Raw genomic sequence first — 16,284 nt, forward strand, 5'->3', positions numbered from 1 at the left:
ATACTTTGATATTAGACTTTCAGAGGTCAAAAAGATTCAGCTCAGAAACCGGTTTGTGTCCGCTATAATTGAGGTAATTCTTACTAAAGTGCCTTTTACTGGTGCCGAATCTTGCCGTAACCTTCAGTTCACCTACTTCCTCGGTTTTATAAACGGTCATACACCTATAGAAAACAGGTATTTTTAGGAGTGTTTTTTTATTGAACGGAGGTTCTTTTGTCTGCTGCATTTTTAATATCATGTTTAATTAGCCAATCTGCAATTTTTTCTTCCAGGTAAAAGTTTCCACTTGCCGACGGATGACCATATTGCCCTACAGGGTTTACTTCTATAAAATTATAATTTCCATCTTTATCAAGAATGATATCCATAGAGCCGGTATTTAGGCTGACCAGTTTCATGAATTTTGTTATCTTTTCTTTTACAATGTCAGGCAAAGAAAAAACGGTCCAGTGCTGAGTATCGGTGTTAAATCCTCTCTTGATATCCACTTCAGGGGTTTCATTACTATTTATCATTGCCATAGAATAAAAGTCACCATCCAGGTAGAACACGCGTATCTCAATGTCTCGTAGTATTTTCTCCTGAAATAATGAAGGGAAGAAAAAATCAGGCAAAGCCTCAATATCTTCGACTGAAATATCTTTTACATGGACAAAGTAGGTTTTTTCGTAATTTATAAAATAACTTGATTTATTTATTGGTTTAGTTATTACGCCATGCTTTGTAAGACTAAAGAAATGTTTTAAGTCTCTTTTATTATTAATAATGCTACTCTTTGGAACTTTAAGACCTGCGTTTTGGGCTTTGTCGGTAATGATGAGCTTGTTCACATTGGCCACGTTAGAAGCCGGAAGCCAGGCTCTGTCTTTTAGTAAATAAAAAAGGTAGTAGATAAGATTAATTGCTTCATCTGTTACCTCATTTTTGATTTGCGCACTGAATGGTTCTTCATCTGAAAGTTCAAAGTAATTAAATATCCTTCGATAAAAAATCACCCTTATTTCTGATGTAATATCCTTGCCATTGTGAAAAATTTTCCTTGTGGCTATATTTACATGAAATCTTTGTTGATTATCAACCGAGTATAAGTCTTCTATTGTCACTTTAATAAAGTTTGCCTTTTTGTGCAGCAACCAGTCTATTACTTTTTCAGTGCCTTGCTCATAAGAAGAATAGGATAAAACCAATATCATATAAAATTTAGTCAGAGGTGCTTTTAAAATGTTTCAATTGGTCCGCAAAATTGATTAATGTAAACAACCAGATAAGAAAATAAAGCTATACTAAACTAGTATTTTTGTGTTCACAAAGAATAGCTAGATGGAGTATATTAACAATTTAGAGTTGGGTGCATGGTATATACTCAAATGTTGCCGGAAACTTTAATAGCCTCAGTTTCCTAAACAAAATGGCCAAACGAAACAACTTAAAATGAGGGGAGGAGTTCTCCCTCCCTTCATTCAAGCCTCAATCGTTATTATTTGACTTATCATTACTAGTTGATGAGTCATGGTCATTTGACGAGTCATTTGAAACGGAAGTATCATGCGATACTGAGTATCCACCAAATACCCCTCTCGCCTTGTTAAGGTCAACTAATTGATAATTGTCAACTGAAGTCAATTTCTCCAATAATTTTTTCATTGTTATAAATGTTGAATATTGTGCCTACTCTATAAACGGTTTTCAGCATACCCGTAAACTCTATATGTGCACCTAATAAAGAATCATAATTAAATGGCCATTAAGACTGTTCGATTCATCAGCATGAACAAGGCTATTCTGACAGAATTGTTATTTGGAGGTCCGATATGTTTCTTGACTGTTGCTTTTCGGAGCGCGTCTTTTGTTATAATCCATACCTCTGCTTATTGAATGAACTAATGTCAATGTTACTTTCCGGGAGTTCCAGCGGTTCAGGCTAAATGTTTCCTGCTCGTCGGTATTTATTCTGACCCGCTCCCAATTAAAGTAAAAAGGGTCTTCAATGGACAGTTTGACGTAGGTTCGCTCTTTAAATGTTTTACTAATGCCCAATGATAAATCGTTGCGCCTCAAAATCATTGTTTGGCCTGTTGTGTTGGGGCTTATGTACATGCCGTTAAACTCCAGATTATAGCCTTTAGGCAAAGATAGGGCGCCTGAAATATTAATAAGTATCGAGAACGCTGACTGCCGTAAAAGCATCCCATTTCCTATTGGCCCTTTAAATTGATTATAGCTTAAACCAGCGTAAGTATTTATTGATAAAATCTTATAATTGACAGGAATACTGAGGGTCAATTCAAGATTTGAACGTTGCGACAGGTTTTCGGTAGTAGAAACAAATGACGAGTTGTCCGGATTCTGATAGGCTATTGATGTGAAAACATTGTTGTATTTTTCGTAAGCCAGTGTCAGCGAGTAATTGTTTTTATAGATATACTTGCTTTCTACTCTGTTTACAAATTCAGGCTTCAAAAACGGATTGCCTACCGAATATGCATAAGCATTGAGATAGTTTGGAACGGGACTTAACTGATGATATTTAGGCCTGGATATTCGTCTTGAATACGAAAAATTCAGGACATTGTTTTCCGCAGAATCTAAAGCATATTTAACAAATAAGCTTGGAAAAAAACTGTTGTACTTCAAGACGTACGATGTTTTATAGAAGGCATTTGACCTGCTGCTTTCAAACCTTAGCCCTCCCATCAGTTCCCATCTTTTGTATTTGGGCAAGTGTTTGTTAAAATAGGCAGCATACACTTCTTCCTGGTAGTCAAACTTTCCTCCAAAAATATTATCTCCCAGATTACTTACTAATTTCTGATAATTTAAATCATAAATAGTATTTACATTGCTGAATTTTCCACCGTACTCAAGGTAACTGCCGTTGCTTTTGTTTTTAAGAATGTCCATCTGCAATGTAAATATCTTTGAATTATTACTGGTTTTATAGATAAGATTATCCAGGGTATCCTTAGTGGATTTTGTTACCGAATAGTTATCAAAATTTCCTTTATCTGCTGAAAACCAGTAGTTGGCCTTTACATCTACATTGCTACCCAGGCTGTCGAGCCTTTTCAGATAAAAAGCGCCCAGATTATCTTCATTAGTATGGATACTCTTTTTGTTTTTTCCGAATGAGTCTCCACCTGCAGTGCTGATTAATGTATTGTTTATGTCTGTATTACTTTTATTAAAATTTTTGAAACCAGACCACACAGCCCCTATTTCCTGATTGTTACGAAGGGTATTGAAATAATCCAACTGATATGATACCAGCCTGTCAGTTCTTAGCTCTTCTGTATTCTGAAATATCCGGTTATTATTCGATTTGAATTTTCTTTCTATTTCATACACATCTAATTTGGGGTCATTTATAAGGGTAATATTGGCTTCTATGATGGTGTTCTTTCTCTTATGAGAAATTTGAGGACTATACACACCTGTATGCACACCTGAATAACCATAAGAAGCAAAATTGGTAATTTTGGTGCCCTGCTGATTATTTCTTTTAGGTACTATACGAATGATGGCCGCGGTACCTTCAGCGTCATATTTTGCTGATGGGTTTGTCATAATCTCCAGTGATGATATATTTTCTGATAAATGTGTTTTCAAAAAGGCATTAAGTGCTTCGCCACTTAATTTCATGGTTCTGCCATTAATCAGGAATGTAATATTAGCGTTCCCGTTGATACTCACAGTCCCTTTAGAGTCTATCACAACGCCTGGTGCAAGTTTTAAAATGTTGTCCAGGCTTTTACCTTTAGCCAGATAATTACCTTCTACGTTGATAATTACTTTGTCCAGTTCATGTTGAATCAATGGTTTTTTGGCTTTTATCGAAATTTCGCCTAGCATTGTTGCGGTTTCTGAAATAATGAAATCCTTGATTTCATGGCTACTTTTCGTTTCTGATAGTGCTATTAACCCTGTAAAAGTTTGGTTTGTATCGCTAAACTGTCTGAATCCCAATATGTAATCGCCGTATTCAGATAAATAAATGTTGAATTTACCAGTAGAATCTGTGTATTGTCCTCGTAATACTGATACGGTGTCAGGCATTTTATAAACAAAAATTTCAATGCTTGAGAGACTTTTTCCATGCTCGTTTGTTACATTTCCAGAAATGAAAATCTTCTTTGTTTGAGCAAAGACATCTCCGGAACTCATTAGCAAAGAGATTAGAAAAAGAAAAAATACTTTCAGATGCATCATCGTTAAATTTTATCAATACGGGCCCTTGTAAGCCGCATTTTCATGATTGAATACTCCACTTTAAAATGATCCAAACATTGCTACTGGTCGTTACACTTATGTGTTTGTCTGAAAAATATAATGTAATATTGTAAAAATTATATTTTAGAAAAGACATAGTATTTCCATAACAATGACTTCATTTAAAATTTTGTCATCGCCATTAAATGATTTTTTAATGGAGTTAGGTTTAAATCAATAATTCTTCTGCCTATAGCAAAAGAGCAAATTAAATTTTTAATACTGAATGGTTTCCATTCAGGACTTGCGTTTGATTGTTATAGATACAGTTTGCAAATAGATAACATACCATCACGGCATTGGTATGCAGAGGTAAAAAAACACTAGGGAGATTTTAGTACCAGCATTTAATTAGTAAATGAATCAGACCCTTCTGGCTATTAAAGAGATTATGAATTATTTACTTGTGCTAATGTATAAATTAAATATTACACTACAAGAACTTTGCCTTATTTTTCGGTGTAAAGTTATTTAACGGTACCTGTCTTGAATTGAGTTTAATCGAGTAGCAGGGATTGTCCTCTGATAACTGAATTAAAGAGTTCGTCAACAAATAGAGGTGCCCAAAAAAGTTATTTATTAGAGAAGTTTATAGAAGTTGATTTCTAACCAATTGTCCTATGCGTCATACGCAGAATTATTTTCATGCAAATTATGTGATGTAAGAATAAATTTTGCTTATATGGCTTACTTGGAAAAAAAGCGGTATTAAGAATGGACGTATCAAATATCGTCGCCGGAAAACAGCAAAAATATATGATATAAATATAACTCCTTCGCTGGAAAAAATACTAACAAACTATATTGAACAAAATGCTGATTCAAAATTTGTATTTCCAATTTTAAAGAGAGAGGAAGCTGCTTTTCGAGACAAGGAAATTCAATGGTCAAGGAGAAGGTACAACAAAAAACTAAAGACACTTGCAACTTTGTGTGGGATTGATTCAAATCTAACAAGCTATGTTAGCCGTCACTCATTTGCCACACAAGTAATGCTTCTTGATATTCCTTTAACAGCTATCAGCTCAATGCTTGGGCATTCAAGCATAAAAACCACCGAGATATATTTGAAAGGATTACCAGTAAATATATTGGATGATTATAATGATAGGCTTTTAGGGTAAAAGCAATATTTATTTTTGCTAGTAGATGGATAGGAGTGTACAGAGTAAACCTGATTATTGGGTTATTCAGAAGAGTGCTTTTCCAATTTTCTTTATATTTTTTACTGTTCTTAATTCAGATGATTCTTTTTATTTATATTTGCCAATGTCCCGTAGAAAAAATTGAAGAAAGCGCGATTAAGATTTTGAGTATAGTATAATTGATTATAATTTTTTTTTACTTGCATCTCCTAACTTTATTGCATTTAGAATTTAAGCAAGTACCAGCTGATTTAAAAAAAGATAAATGATGTCGACTAAATTTTTTACAAACGAAAATACACTTCTTACTAAAATAGAGGGCATATTCAAACATCGAAATATCTATTTCTTTGATGCACTAGTAGGATACTTCAGAGCATCAGGATATTTCCGCATTCGTCCTTTTGTAGAAAAAGCAAATGAAATACGCATTCTGGTAGGTATACGCATGATAGTAGTTCAGTGATATTAAGAATATGCTGAAAGTGAGTAAATATACCATATTTGTCATTTATCAAGTATAAAATCTCAACTATATATATATATATTCGTACTAAGGTATACTCGCTTTGTATAGGGGAACAGCAAATGAGTAATTATCTTTTTATTGTTAAAGTTATGAGCCTTGGAAGAGATTTAAGGATCACTTTTCAGTTTTATCCAGATCAAATTAAATACACTATAAAATTCGGTTTACAAAAAAAGAACTTACAAGGAAACCTCATAATTGCTTAATTATCAGTCTGGTAGTTGAGAGATTTGAACCCAGACCCTCAGCTTGTAAGGTTCTGAATTTTTAAAAAAAAAGATTAGTCACTAAGAACGTCTCGCCATGTCCATGGAACACGTATCATTCAAATAAGATTTAGCAGACAATCTTTTTAAAATTTTAAAAAGATTGCACGAACTTTAAATACTTATAGACGTGGATGTTGTTATCCCGAGAAAGAGAAAGGATGGACTGGAAGTAAAGTTTTGAAAGTCTATCAGCGATTTTTAAAGTTAAATTGAATCAACGAATATTATACCTGGAGCATCTTCCCAAATTTCTTATCGACAGGAATTTTAGATAGGTATAGACCCTAAGCACCAATAACAGAATCCAAAGCATCATCTTCATTTTGGTGGATAAAGTTCGCCTGATACCCGATTGTGGTTCTTAAATCTGTGTGACGATATAATTTTTGTAGAATTTTTATATCAATTTTTCCACCTGAAATATTGCCAAAAGTATGTCGGGAAATATGCATTGTTAATGGCTTTGTCAATCCAATTTCTTTTGCGATCTTTTCTAAAGATTCATTGATATTTTTATCTGCATAAGATGTTTTCCTTTGAACATGATAGCTGTCGTTTAGGTCATTCAACACTTTCAACTCTGGGAAAATTAAATCGTTTTTGTACTCATGATTGCGGTATTGGTCCAGAATTTTGAAAACTTTTTCCGGAACCTTTAAAGAACCAGGTTTCAAGTTTTTATCCATTGAGTAGAAAAGACGGTCATTTTGAAAGTCTGTCCATTTGATTTGCAGTAAATCGCCAAGTCTGATACCCGCGAAATAAAAAGAGAATAACCACAAATTTCTGGCATGATTTAGGTTTGGCTTACTACTAAGGTCTAAGTTTTCTATCAGCTTTACTTCTTCGGAGGTAAGCCCAATTTTTAGAGAGTCTGGTATTTTAATTTGTATTTTATTTTTACCGAATGGATAATTCGTTTTATCAATAATTCCACTTGCAATAGCTTGATTAAAGATTGTCCGTATAATCATCAGGTTGTTAACTATTGACCTTTCTTTTAGCTTAGACTCACCTTTTAAATAGGCTCTATATCTTTTTAGTAATGGAACTGTAATTTCATCAAAAGTAATATCTTTTTCTTTCAGGAATTTCTTAAAGCTGTTTATTCTGGATTGTTCAGGCATTTCACGATTGTATTTACCCGCTTTCTTCATATTGGCAATAAATTCATTCGCCTGGTCAAAGAAAGATTTCCCTCCTGATGGTTTTAAATTTTGTTTTATATCATTTAGGGTTACGGTTTCTGACTTGTTTTGCAGGTCTAAAAGAACATCACTTGCTTCGGCTTTTTTCTGTTGAATCAAATTATTCAAGCGTACCGAATTGGGATGCGATTTCCGTACCTTTTGGCCGACTATGTCCCAATCTTTTTCGAGTATATTATATCCTAAGTAAATAAAAGTTGTCTTACGATCTGTTGTTATTCGTATCGTAAGAGGATAGGTGTCATCAATGTTTTTCTTTTTGCGAAGAACAGCTTTTATAGACGATGCCATAGAGAAAATTATTGTCTTTATTTTTGCGTTGAAACAAAGATAATAAAAATTTGGTACAACATAGGTACAACATTTTGTGTTTTTCCTTAAATTCTATAAGATTTTAAATTTTGTAAATGGCTAATAATAAGATATTTATAATACAATAGAAACCAATAAAGACCGATTGTTTTTGGGCTCATAACCCAAAGGTCACAGGTTCGAGTCCTGTTCCCGCTACAAAAAAGAAAGCCCTGATTAGCAAAATTATTAGCTGGTCAGGGTTTTTTTAGTTTTATTTGTTTTGACTATTAGCTAATATATTCTGACTAAAAAAGATTTCGATAGGCCACATCCATTTGGTATAAAACCAACAACCTATTAAATCTTCTTGTAGACTAGAAAAAATCACAACCCAATAATAAGTATTCTGAATGAAAAAGGCCTTTCAAGTTAATCTTGAAGGTGTTTTGGATGTTCTGTCCAATCACCTCTATAGTAGTGAACACGTATTTATCCGTGAACTTCTGCAAAATGCTACCGATGCCATCACAGCAAGAAAATTTAAAGAATTTGACAGTACGCCGTCTATTCATGTTGAATTATATGAGCATGAAAATCATTACGAATTGATTTTCGAAGACAATGGTATTGGATTAACACTAGATGAAGTCAATAATTTTTTGTCAAGTATTGGGTCTAGTACCAAGCGAGGCTATTTTACCGAAAGCCGCGATACATTCATTGGCCAGTTTGGAATAGGGCTTTTGTCTTGCTTTATGGTTTCTGAAAACATTGTTATAATTACAAAATCAGAGGGAAATAAACCAATAAAGTGGGTAGGTAGAATAGATGGAACTTATGAAGTGTCAGAGTTGGATATCGAAATGGAAATTGGTACAAAGGTATTTTTATCGGCAAAAAAAGGATATGAATACTTATTTACAGAGCACGAAATTTCTTCTTTATTAAAAAAGTATGGTGAGATTCTACCATTCCCTATTTATTTTAAAAGTAACGAATCATCTTCAGAACTGGTCAATCGTATTCAACCAGTTTGGGAAACTAAATATAGCAATTCAGGCACTAAAAGAGCAGCTTATATAGAGTATGGAAGGGAGACCTTTCACCTTAAATTCAAAGAATACGTTGAAATCAATCTACCTAATGTAAAAGGGATTATGTACTTACTCCCGATGGCTGTTAGTCCGAGCAATCGTAACCGGCATAAGGTTTTTCTGAAAAATATGCTTTTATCAGATGAGATTGAGAGCATTCTACCACGATGGGCCTTTTTTTTCAAAGCCGTTTTAAATGTTACGAACCTCCGTCCTACAGCATCGAGAGAGAGTTTGTACGAAGATAAAAATCTGGAATCAACCCGATTTGAATTAGGAAAAACTATCAAACGATATTTTAAAGATTTAGCACTTGAAAATCCGGATAAACTAGCCAGAATATTTGAAATTCATTCAGAGACCTTTAAAATGGTTGCTCTTGAAGACGATGAGTTTTTTGATTTAATCATTAATGAAATTTCATTTTCCACAAACAAGGGGCCAAGGAAATTGAACGATATTAAGGAAGATGTAATTAATTACATTCATGACTTAGATGAGTTCAGAAAAGTTTCACAAATTTCGCACTCAAAAGATATTACTATAATCAATTCGTTTTATGGGTATGATTATGAACTGCTCATAAAACTTCAAAACAAGGGGTATGAAAAACCTATTATAAAAGTAGATATTGGTAGTTTTTTTAAATCATTTGGTAATCTGAATGCGTCAGAATCAGAAGAATGTGAGCTTTTGTTAGAAGTAGCAACCATTGCATTGGAAAAGTTCAGGTGTAAGCCTGATATTAAGCGTTTTTCACCTGCTGCATTGCCGTCGCTCTATTATATGTCAGAAAGTGTTGGTTTCCAACGAACCATAGACCAGGTTTCTTCTATCTCAGATAATCTTTGGGGAGGTATTTTAGATACATTTTCGCAAACATCATCCATAAATTTCTCAGTGATTTGCTTCAATTATGAGAATAAGCTTATCAAGAAACTAATTAAATCCACACACCGGGATGTTATTTATTCAATTGTTGAATTAATTTATGTCAATTCTCTTTTGCTGGGTCATCACCCTCTCAACTCAAAAGAGGTAGAAGTTTTAAATAATAAATTATATGAATTAATCGAAAAGACGGTTTAGAAATAATGGCAGATTATCAACAAGAGATAGAAGACCTTTTTGAACAATATCGTTGGGCAAATACACCTTCAGAAAAGATTATTCCCATTGAAAAAGCAATAAAAATTGCCGATGCACATCATGATCTGAATAAACAGGCGTTAGCACGCATATATTATACAGACAACTTACAGAAAAGAGGCTTTTATAAAGAAGCTTTGATACAGAATATATGGTTGTTGGCTAAATTAGACCAGAATCAAGGTGTGGATAATCTCGTTTATCAAAATAGAAAAACAATCTTGTGGCTATATAAATCTACCATTAGGTCATTACCTGATTTTCCTGAAATTCCATTTTCGAAAATTGAAGAAGCTTTGACCGATATGGAACGTCGCTTTTTGGCCTATGACTCAGGAAACCAAAAAGCTGTATTAGATTTTAAGAGAAAAGTTTATAGTTCTTTAGGGTATCTAGAAAAAGCCAAAGAACTTTTTACTGAATATAGAAAATATGAGTACAGGGAACGTAGCAGAGAAAATTTGAGTGATTGTAAGGCATGTATGTATAGCGCTGATGTTTCGTTCCTGATTTCGATAGGAAAGCATGAAGAAGCGATTAAAGTATCTGAAATAATTTTCAAGAATAATTTATCGTGCGAAGCTGTTCCAAGAGCAACTTATGAAGCACTGTGTTTTTTATATACATCATTAAATGATGCCGAAAAAGCCAAAGAGAATTATATAAAAGCAATGAGGTTGGCTACAAAAAAAGAAGATCATAATTATATAGACGAGATTTATTATTGGGCAAAATTCAAAAAGTTTTCAATTGGTTTAAAATACATCAATGCTATTTTTACTATGCAGGTCAGAGATAATCTGACACCAAAATCTATTCATAGTTTTTTATTGGCTTGCTATCATTTTTTTAACCAACTGAAAAAAAGTAGACCAAAGATTAAGACCATTGAACTTGCCTTTGGGCCCAATGAATATTTATACGAACAAAGCGGTATTTACCAAATTGAAGAAGTGATATTGAAGCTAAAAGAGGAAGTTTTTAAATTGTCTGAAAAATTTGATGCCCGTAATGGAAACGATTATTATTCTGTTCATCAATGGAATCGTTATGAGAAGTTTTTTGAAGTAACCGACTAATATTATTGCACTTTCCCTGCACCACCCCAATGCCAAACCAATTACAACTGAAAAGCCTCAACGGCATACGGGCAATGGCTGCGTTTTAGGATGGTGCTGGGAAATCCTGAGCTATTGCCTTTAAATCTGCTGCATTTTCAATAACTTGTATCTGTTATATGCCCCACAATCTAATATCTCTTCATAATCTTTATCAGCGGCTTGGCTATCAGTTCATAACCTTTGTCGGAAGGATGCAAGCCATCGTAGGTCATATCTATAGATGTTACCGGATACGGGTATTCATCGGTTTCAGGGTTGAACGGGATATTGATGAAATCCGGAAAACGATAGTTGGTGTAGGCGCCTGTCTGCGGATTTTTAAGGCGTTTAAATTTTACCAGATTTTCCATTTCCAAGCCTTTGGTATGATACAAATCAACTACCGGGAATTTCTCATATTTGCCTATTGAATCAATAGCCATGGCGAATGACTCAAGCGTTTGTCCGTTCTTGGGCTTGTAAGAGCCGTAGGCATTGTTCTTGAAATTGAAAAGATACACAAAATCTACCCGCTGCATGGGTGTTATCAGAATAATCGGCGCGGCAGGATTGAGGCTGCGTAGCTTATCGACAATGATTCTGAACGAGCCGTAAACAGTATTATTGCCGGTGTTATTTTTATAATCAGTCAGTTGGCCCAGTGGTCTGCCTTGCCACCAGTCGTTCGTGCCCAGAAAAATAGAATAAACATCGGCTTTAGTTAGGTTGAGCTTCTCAATGGAGTTGGCAATTCCGCCCGATGTCCAGCCGTTATGGCCCTGATTAACATACTTAATGTGTGGTAATCTTTCAACCACTAAGGTCATATACCCTTTTGTAATGCGGATATCGGTTTCTTTCTGATGGTCGTTCAGATAGGTGATTGAGTCGCCGATAGCCACCCACGAAAGTTCTTTGAAACTGAATGAACTGAAAAACGCCAGCAGGACGATAGCAAAGGTTAGTTTTTTCATGAGGTTGAATGTTTTAGGTGAAGTAAAGTTAAGCATTTTGAAAATGTTTTCTGTTTTTCTGTCGTCATTTTGCATTTAGAAATCATACGCTTGCCAAGCACTGCCGAATCTTCTTCAAAAGCGATAAAAACTCTTCAATATTTTTGTTTAATTTGAAATAGATTTAAATCCTCTATTCAACCAGATAAACCTTGAAATACCTACGCATGAAAAATCTGCTTCTGTGGGCATGTTGTTTGTTCACCAACTTTTCTTTCGCACAAGATGTAAGCCTCGCTCTTCAAAAAAAGCCAGATGTTACTCCCGCTCAATTATCAGCACAATGGGCAAAAGTAAATAAAAGTGTCAACGTAAGTTTTGCCTCAGCTAGCAAGCGCTTTGCTCAGGAGTTGCCTCCGGCAATTCAACAAAATTCTATATGGACAGCAAGCGCCTGGAAAGGAGAAAAAGTTCATACCCAACTTTTGGTATGGGCAAAAACAGAGGTAAATAATGTAACAGTTAGTGTAAGCGACTTAAAAGGCAGCAGCGGAAGCCTGATAAAAAAGAGCGCTATTTCAACCGGATTTGTGCAATATGTAATGACTGACGAGTTCAGAGACGGCTGCGGATACCGGAAACCTCAGAACTTCGATTCATCTAAAGTAGCTGATATTATCAATGTAGACCTCAAGAGTATTCAGGTGAAGAAAAATACTACGCAACCTGTATGGCTCAGTATTAAAGTTCCGGCCGATTGCCAGCCGGGCATATATTCAGGGACAGTTACGGTAACGGCAGATAAGAAGTATACGCTTAATGTTAACCTGAATGTGGTAGATAAAACGCTGCCACCGCCATCGGAATGGAGTTACCGACTTGATTTCTGGCAACATCCTTTTGCCATTGCCCGTGTGCATCAATTGCAACCGTGGAGCGAGGCACACTTTGCCATGATGCGAAAGTATTATACCATGCTGGCTGATGCCGGACAGAAAATCATCACTACCAGCATTGTGAATGAGCCCTGGGGGCACCAGACTTATGATGATTTCCCGAGTCTGATTAAATGGACTAAAAAGAAAAACGGCGAATGGGTCTATGATTACTCACTGTTTGATAAGTACGTGGCTTTTGTAATGAGCTGCGGTATAAAGAAGCAGATTAACTGCTACAGCATGGTGCCTTGGAAAATTGCTTTTACTTATTACGATGAAGCCGAAGGGAAAGAAGTCGTGTTCACGCAGGCCATTGGCACCCCGGCATATAATGATTTCTGGAGAACAATGCTGACAGATTTTACTGCGCACCTGAAACAAAAAGGCTGGTTTGAGATAACCACCATAGCCATGGACGAACGCCCCATGCCTGCCATGCAAGCGGTTATTAAATTACTGAAAAGCATCGATACAGGCTGGAAGGTATCTTTGGCAGGAGATTTCCACCCTGAAATTGAAAAAGATATTTTTGATTACTGTGTGGCATCCAGATGGAAGTACCCAGATGATGTTCTGCAAAGCAGAAAACAACAAAACAAAATAAGTACATGGTACACCTGCTGTGCAGAGAAATACCCGAACGCTTTTACATTCTCTCCACCTGACGAAATGGTCTGGATGGGGTGGTACACCGCTGCCACGGGCATGGATGGCTATTTGCGCTGGGCGTTTAACAGTTGGCCCAAAGCGCCTTTGACCGACAGCCGTTTTACGGCCTGGCCTGCCGGTGATACCTTTCAGGTGTATCCGGGTGCGCTGTCATCTATCCGTTTCGAGAAAATAATTGAGGGCATTCAGGATTTTGAGAAGATTCAATTACTACGAAAAGAATACCAAAGTAAACAGCAAACAGCCAAGCTTAATAAACTGGAAGCCGCACTAAAAACATTTGAAATTAAGCATTTAGAGACAGCAAGTGCAGAAGCAACGGTTGCACAGGCAAAAAGTTTATTAAATGAGTAGTTTATCTTATTCAATACCGATACCACTATGAAACATATTCTCAGTCTTTGCTTTTCGTTGTTGCTGATTAGTTTTTCCTCATTAGCGCAGCCCATCAAATGGTGGAATCCTGCCCAGGCTACTTATCCGGTTATTGAGGGGAGGGCTTGGCATACCAATTTGGTGAGACCTTATGACCGACTGCCTGCGAAGGCAGAAAAAACGGTACGAGACGCCGTGTGGTCGCTAGGGCAAAATACGGCCGGTGAATACATCAAATTCACTACCAATGCAACTGAAATAACGGTTCGGTACCAGGTAACAAAGAGCAAAAGCATGGACCACATGCCTGCCACCGGCGTTAGCGGGGTTGATTTGTATGGCTTGGATGCCAACAATAACTGGCAATGGATTCGGGGCGCTTATAGCTTTGGTGATACCGTTCATTATAAGTTTACCAATGTTATAAGCACTGTACCTTTCAAGGAGTTTCGCCTGTATTTGCCTTTGTATAATATCCCGAAATGGATGCAGGTAGGTGTGCCTGATGGAAAATCATTTACCCCTATTGAGGTGAATAAAGAACCAGCTCTGGTAATGTATGGCACCTCTATTATGCAGGGCGCCTGCGCCAGCAGACCCGGTCTGGCATGGACAAATATACTGGGGCGCAAACTTAATTTGCCAATTGTTAATCTGGGGTTCTCGGGCAATGGCCGGTTAGAGCCACCTGTTATCGACCTATTGAATGAAACCAATGCCCGTCTATTTGTACTTGATTGCCAGCCCAATCTGGTTGATAAAAAAGTGTATTCCGGTGGAGAGATAGAAAACCGGATACGCACTTCAGTAAAAAGCCTGCAGGCCAAACATCCGGATGTGCCGATTCTTTTGGTAGAACACAGCTGTGGTGTGCCGGAAGTGGGAGTGGATACCACCTTTTTTAACCGATACAAATGGAGCAGTGAGGTAATGAATAAAACCTTTACCGCCATGAAAAAAGAGGGCGTAAAGCATATTTACCTGCTCACGGCAAAAGAAATAGGCTTCGATGCTGCCTCAACCGTAGACGGCACCCATCCAACTGATATAGGCATGATGAAATATGCAGCCGCTTATGAGAAGGTGATTAAAGGGATTTTGGGGCGGAGGAAGGGAAATAAAAAAAAAGATTAAAGAAATATTCAAAGTAAGCATTTAGTAACGATTATTTTATGTATTATAAAAACAATTTATAGATTATTTGAATTTTATTACTTTTCTAGTGCCGTAAAATAATTTATGATAAACCTAATTGGTGAATTTTCTTTTCTTTGTTAGAATTTAATTAGTTATACTAAACAAAGGTGTGGTATAAGTACGTTAAAATTGGTTTAAAAGAATCCTCTAAATGAAAATACTATTTGATTATTTTAAAAGAAATAGTTTGATTTTTTTCTTAGTTATTACTCTTGCAGTTTTAATTATTACAATTAAATCAGATAAATACATTGGTAATATATATAACCTTGAGTTCAGTATTTTTATAGTTTACACAAGTGTAACTCTGGTATTGTTATTTAGATTAAATAGTAAAAATACTAATGAAATTACTCTGTCTGATGAAAAACGCCTATTCGATAAAAAGCGGGAATATTTAGACGCAATTCTTAATACTTTAAAATTAAATATTGATAAGGATTTACAAAAGAGCCTTGAAAGTGGAGACGTGGAAGAAGCGAATAATTTGATAGAAGATAAAATTAGTGCACTCAATAAGTTAGTACAAACAGTTAAGGGAGATAATTCAAAATCATTAAGAGGTACAGAAATAAGTTCAGTATCAGAATTTTATGACTCTACAAGTCTCCGCATTCGTAGAGAAATAAATAGAATACAGAATAATGCTTATGGAAATATAGTAATTGGTGTTGTGGCGTCAGCATTTGCAATTTATGTCTTATATCAAACTATTCAAGTGCACAAAATAGAACTTATTGAAATTATTCCTAGAGCCACAATTTCAATATTAATTGAGGCGTTTGCATTTTTCTTTTTTAGTCAATACCGAAAGCAACAGGAAGAAATAAAGTATTGGAATAATGAAAAAACAAATCTTGATTTAAAGATATTCGCTTTATCCATAGCTATTGATGACGAAGAAATAGGAACAAAAGATTATATGAGGTCTTTAATAACAGATTTTATAAAAACAGAAAGGAATTTTTTCGGAATCGCTCAAATCAAAGATACTAAAGAAGAAAAGCAAAGAGAGACAATAGATGATAAAAAGCTATCAGACCAGGTTTTTTCAAAAATTAAAGAATTAGCAGATTTGTTACCCACAAAATAACC

Annotated in this window: 12 protein-coding genes; 7 read left to right on the forward strand and 5 right to left on the reverse strand. The window is 35.5% G+C overall.

The window, feature by feature from the left end; genetic code table 11:
- Positions 1-19 precede the first annotated feature (19 nt).
- The 3 genes from NZ848_RS11085 to NZ848_RS11095 all read right to left on the reverse strand — a co-directional run bounded on the left by NZ848_RS11085 (position 20) and on the right by NZ848_RS11095 (position 4,164).
- A complete protein-coding gene (locus tag NZ848_RS11085) occupies positions 20-229 on the reverse strand; it encodes a hypothetical protein (protein ID WP_253532479.1) in 210 nt (69 codons plus the stop codon).
- Positions 198-1,196, reverse strand: a complete 999-nt coding sequence (locus NZ848_RS11090; protein WP_259015539.1) for a hypothetical protein — start codon at positions 1,194-1,196, stop codon at positions 198-200. Before NZ848_RS11090 ends, NZ848_RS11085 begins: the two co-directional genes overlap by 32 nt.
- 601 nt (positions 1,197-1,797) lie before the next feature.
- Positions 1,798-4,164 carry an outer membrane beta-barrel family protein gene (locus NZ848_RS11095; protein WP_259015540.1) on the reverse strand — a complete coding sequence of 789 codons (2,367 nt, stop codon included), beginning with the start codon at positions 4,162-4,164 and terminating at the stop codon, positions 1,798-1,800.
- A gap of 779 nt (positions 4,165-4,943) precedes the next feature.
- On the opposite strand from NZ848_RS11095, the gene NZ848_RS11100 reads away from it, so the two are divergent.
- Both NZ848_RS11100 and NZ848_RS11105 read left to right on the forward strand, forming a co-directional pair.
- Positions 4,944-5,393 (forward strand): site-specific integrase, encoded by a 450-nt coding sequence (locus NZ848_RS11100; RefSeq protein WP_259015541.1) that lies wholly within the window; start codon positions 4,944-4,946, stop codon positions 5,391-5,393.
- Positions 5,394-5,682: 289 nt separating this feature from the next.
- Positions 5,683-5,880, forward strand: coding sequence for a hypothetical protein (locus NZ848_RS11105; protein ID WP_259015542.1), 198 nt, complete (start codon positions 5,683-5,685; stop codon positions 5,878-5,880).
- 616 nt (positions 5,881-6,496) lie between these two features.
- Here NZ848_RS11105 and NZ848_RS11110 read toward each other — a convergent pair.
- A complete protein-coding gene (locus NZ848_RS11110; protein ID WP_259015543.1) occupies positions 6,497-7,711 on the reverse strand; it encodes a site-specific integrase in 1,215 nt (404 codons plus the stop codon).
- Positions 7,712-8,124: 413 nt separating this feature from the next.
- Here NZ848_RS11110 and NZ848_RS11115 point away from each other — a divergent pair, with 413 nt between their 5' ends.
- A complete protein-coding gene (locus NZ848_RS11115; RefSeq protein WP_259015544.1) occupies positions 8,125-9,897 on the forward strand; it encodes an HSP90 family protein in 1,773 nt (590 codons plus the stop codon).
- A 5-nt stretch (positions 9,898-9,902) separates the two neighbouring features.
- Entirely contained in the window at positions 9,903-11,036 is a 1,134-nt protein-coding gene (locus tag NZ848_RS11120) for a hypothetical protein (RefSeq protein ID WP_259015545.1), read from the forward strand.
- Positions 11,037-11,206: 170 nt separating this feature from the next.
- On the opposite strand, the gene NZ848_RS11125 is transcribed toward NZ848_RS11120, so the two are convergent.
- Positions 11,207-12,031, reverse strand: coding sequence for an SGNH/GDSL hydrolase family protein (locus NZ848_RS11125; RefSeq protein ID WP_259015546.1), 825 nt, complete (start codon positions 12,029-12,031; stop codon positions 11,207-11,209).
- 206 nt (positions 12,032-12,237) lie between these two features.
- Between NZ848_RS11125 and NZ848_RS11130 the strand changes: the two genes are divergently transcribed.
- From NZ848_RS11130 to NZ848_RS11140, 3 genes are all read left to right on the forward strand, one after another.
- Positions 12,238-13,971 (forward strand): DUF4091 domain-containing protein, encoded by a 1,734-nt coding sequence (locus NZ848_RS11130; protein WP_259015547.1) that lies wholly within the window; start codon positions 12,238-12,240, stop codon positions 13,969-13,971.
- Positions 13,972-13,998: 27 nt separating this feature from the next.
- Positions 13,999-15,126, forward strand: coding sequence for an SGNH/GDSL hydrolase family protein (locus NZ848_RS11135; RefSeq protein ID WP_259015548.1), 1,128 nt, complete (start codon positions 13,999-14,001; stop codon positions 15,124-15,126).
- A 214-nt stretch (positions 15,127-15,340) separates the two neighbouring features.
- Positions 15,341-16,282 (forward strand): hypothetical protein, encoded by a 942-nt coding sequence (locus NZ848_RS11140; RefSeq protein ID WP_259015549.1) that lies wholly within the window; start codon positions 15,341-15,343, stop codon positions 16,280-16,282.
- Positions 16,283-16,284: the final 2 nt, after the last annotated feature.

This window comes from Emticicia fluvialis, from assembly GCF_024793945.1.
GTDB classification, from domain to species: domain Bacteria; phylum Bacteroidota; class Bacteroidia; order Cytophagales; family Spirosomataceae; genus Emticicia; species Emticicia fluvialis.

Excerpts from the sequence above, each read along its gene's own strand:
- NZ848_RS11090 (WP_259015539.1), bottom strand. The coding sequence starts at position 1,196 with ATGATATTGGTTTTATCCTATTCTTCTTATGAGCAAGGCACTGAAAAA.
- NZ848_RS11125 (WP_259015546.1), bottom strand. The coding sequence starts at position 12,031 with ATGAAAAAACTAACCTTTGCTATCGTCCTGCTGGCGTTTTTCAGTTCA.
- NZ848_RS11115 (WP_259015544.1), top strand. The coding sequence starts at position 8,125 with ATGAAAAAGGCCTTTCAAGTTAATCTTGAAGGTGTTTTGGATGTTCTG.
- NZ848_RS11110 (WP_259015543.1), bottom strand. The coding sequence starts at position 7,711 with ATGGCATCGTCTATAAAAGCTGTTCTTCGCAAAAAGAAAAACATTGAT.
- NZ848_RS11120 (WP_259015545.1), top strand. The coding sequence starts at position 9,903 with ATGGCAGATTATCAACAAGAGATAGAAGACCTTTTTGAACAATATCGT.
- NZ848_RS11105 (WP_259015542.1), top strand. The coding sequence starts at position 5,683 with ATGTCGACTAAATTTTTTACAAACGAAAATACACTTCTTACTAAAATA.
- NZ848_RS11130 (WP_259015547.1), top strand. The coding sequence starts at position 12,238 with ATGAAAAATCTGCTTCTGTGGGCATGTTGTTTGTTCACCAACTTTTCT.
- NZ848_RS11085 (WP_253532479.1), bottom strand. The coding sequence starts at position 229 with ATGCAGCAGACAAAAGAACCTCCGTTCAATAAAAAAACACTCCTAAAA.
- NZ848_RS11095 (WP_259015540.1), bottom strand. The coding sequence starts at position 4,164 with ATGAGTTCCGGAGATGTCTTTGCTCAAACAAAGAAGATTTTCATTTCT.
- NZ848_RS11140 (WP_259015549.1), top strand. The coding sequence starts at position 15,341 with ATGAAAATACTATTTGATTATTTTAAAAGAAATAGTTTGATTTTTTTC.
- NZ848_RS11135 (WP_259015548.1), top strand. The coding sequence starts at position 13,999 with ATGAAACATATTCTCAGTCTTTGCTTTTCGTTGTTGCTGATTAGTTTT.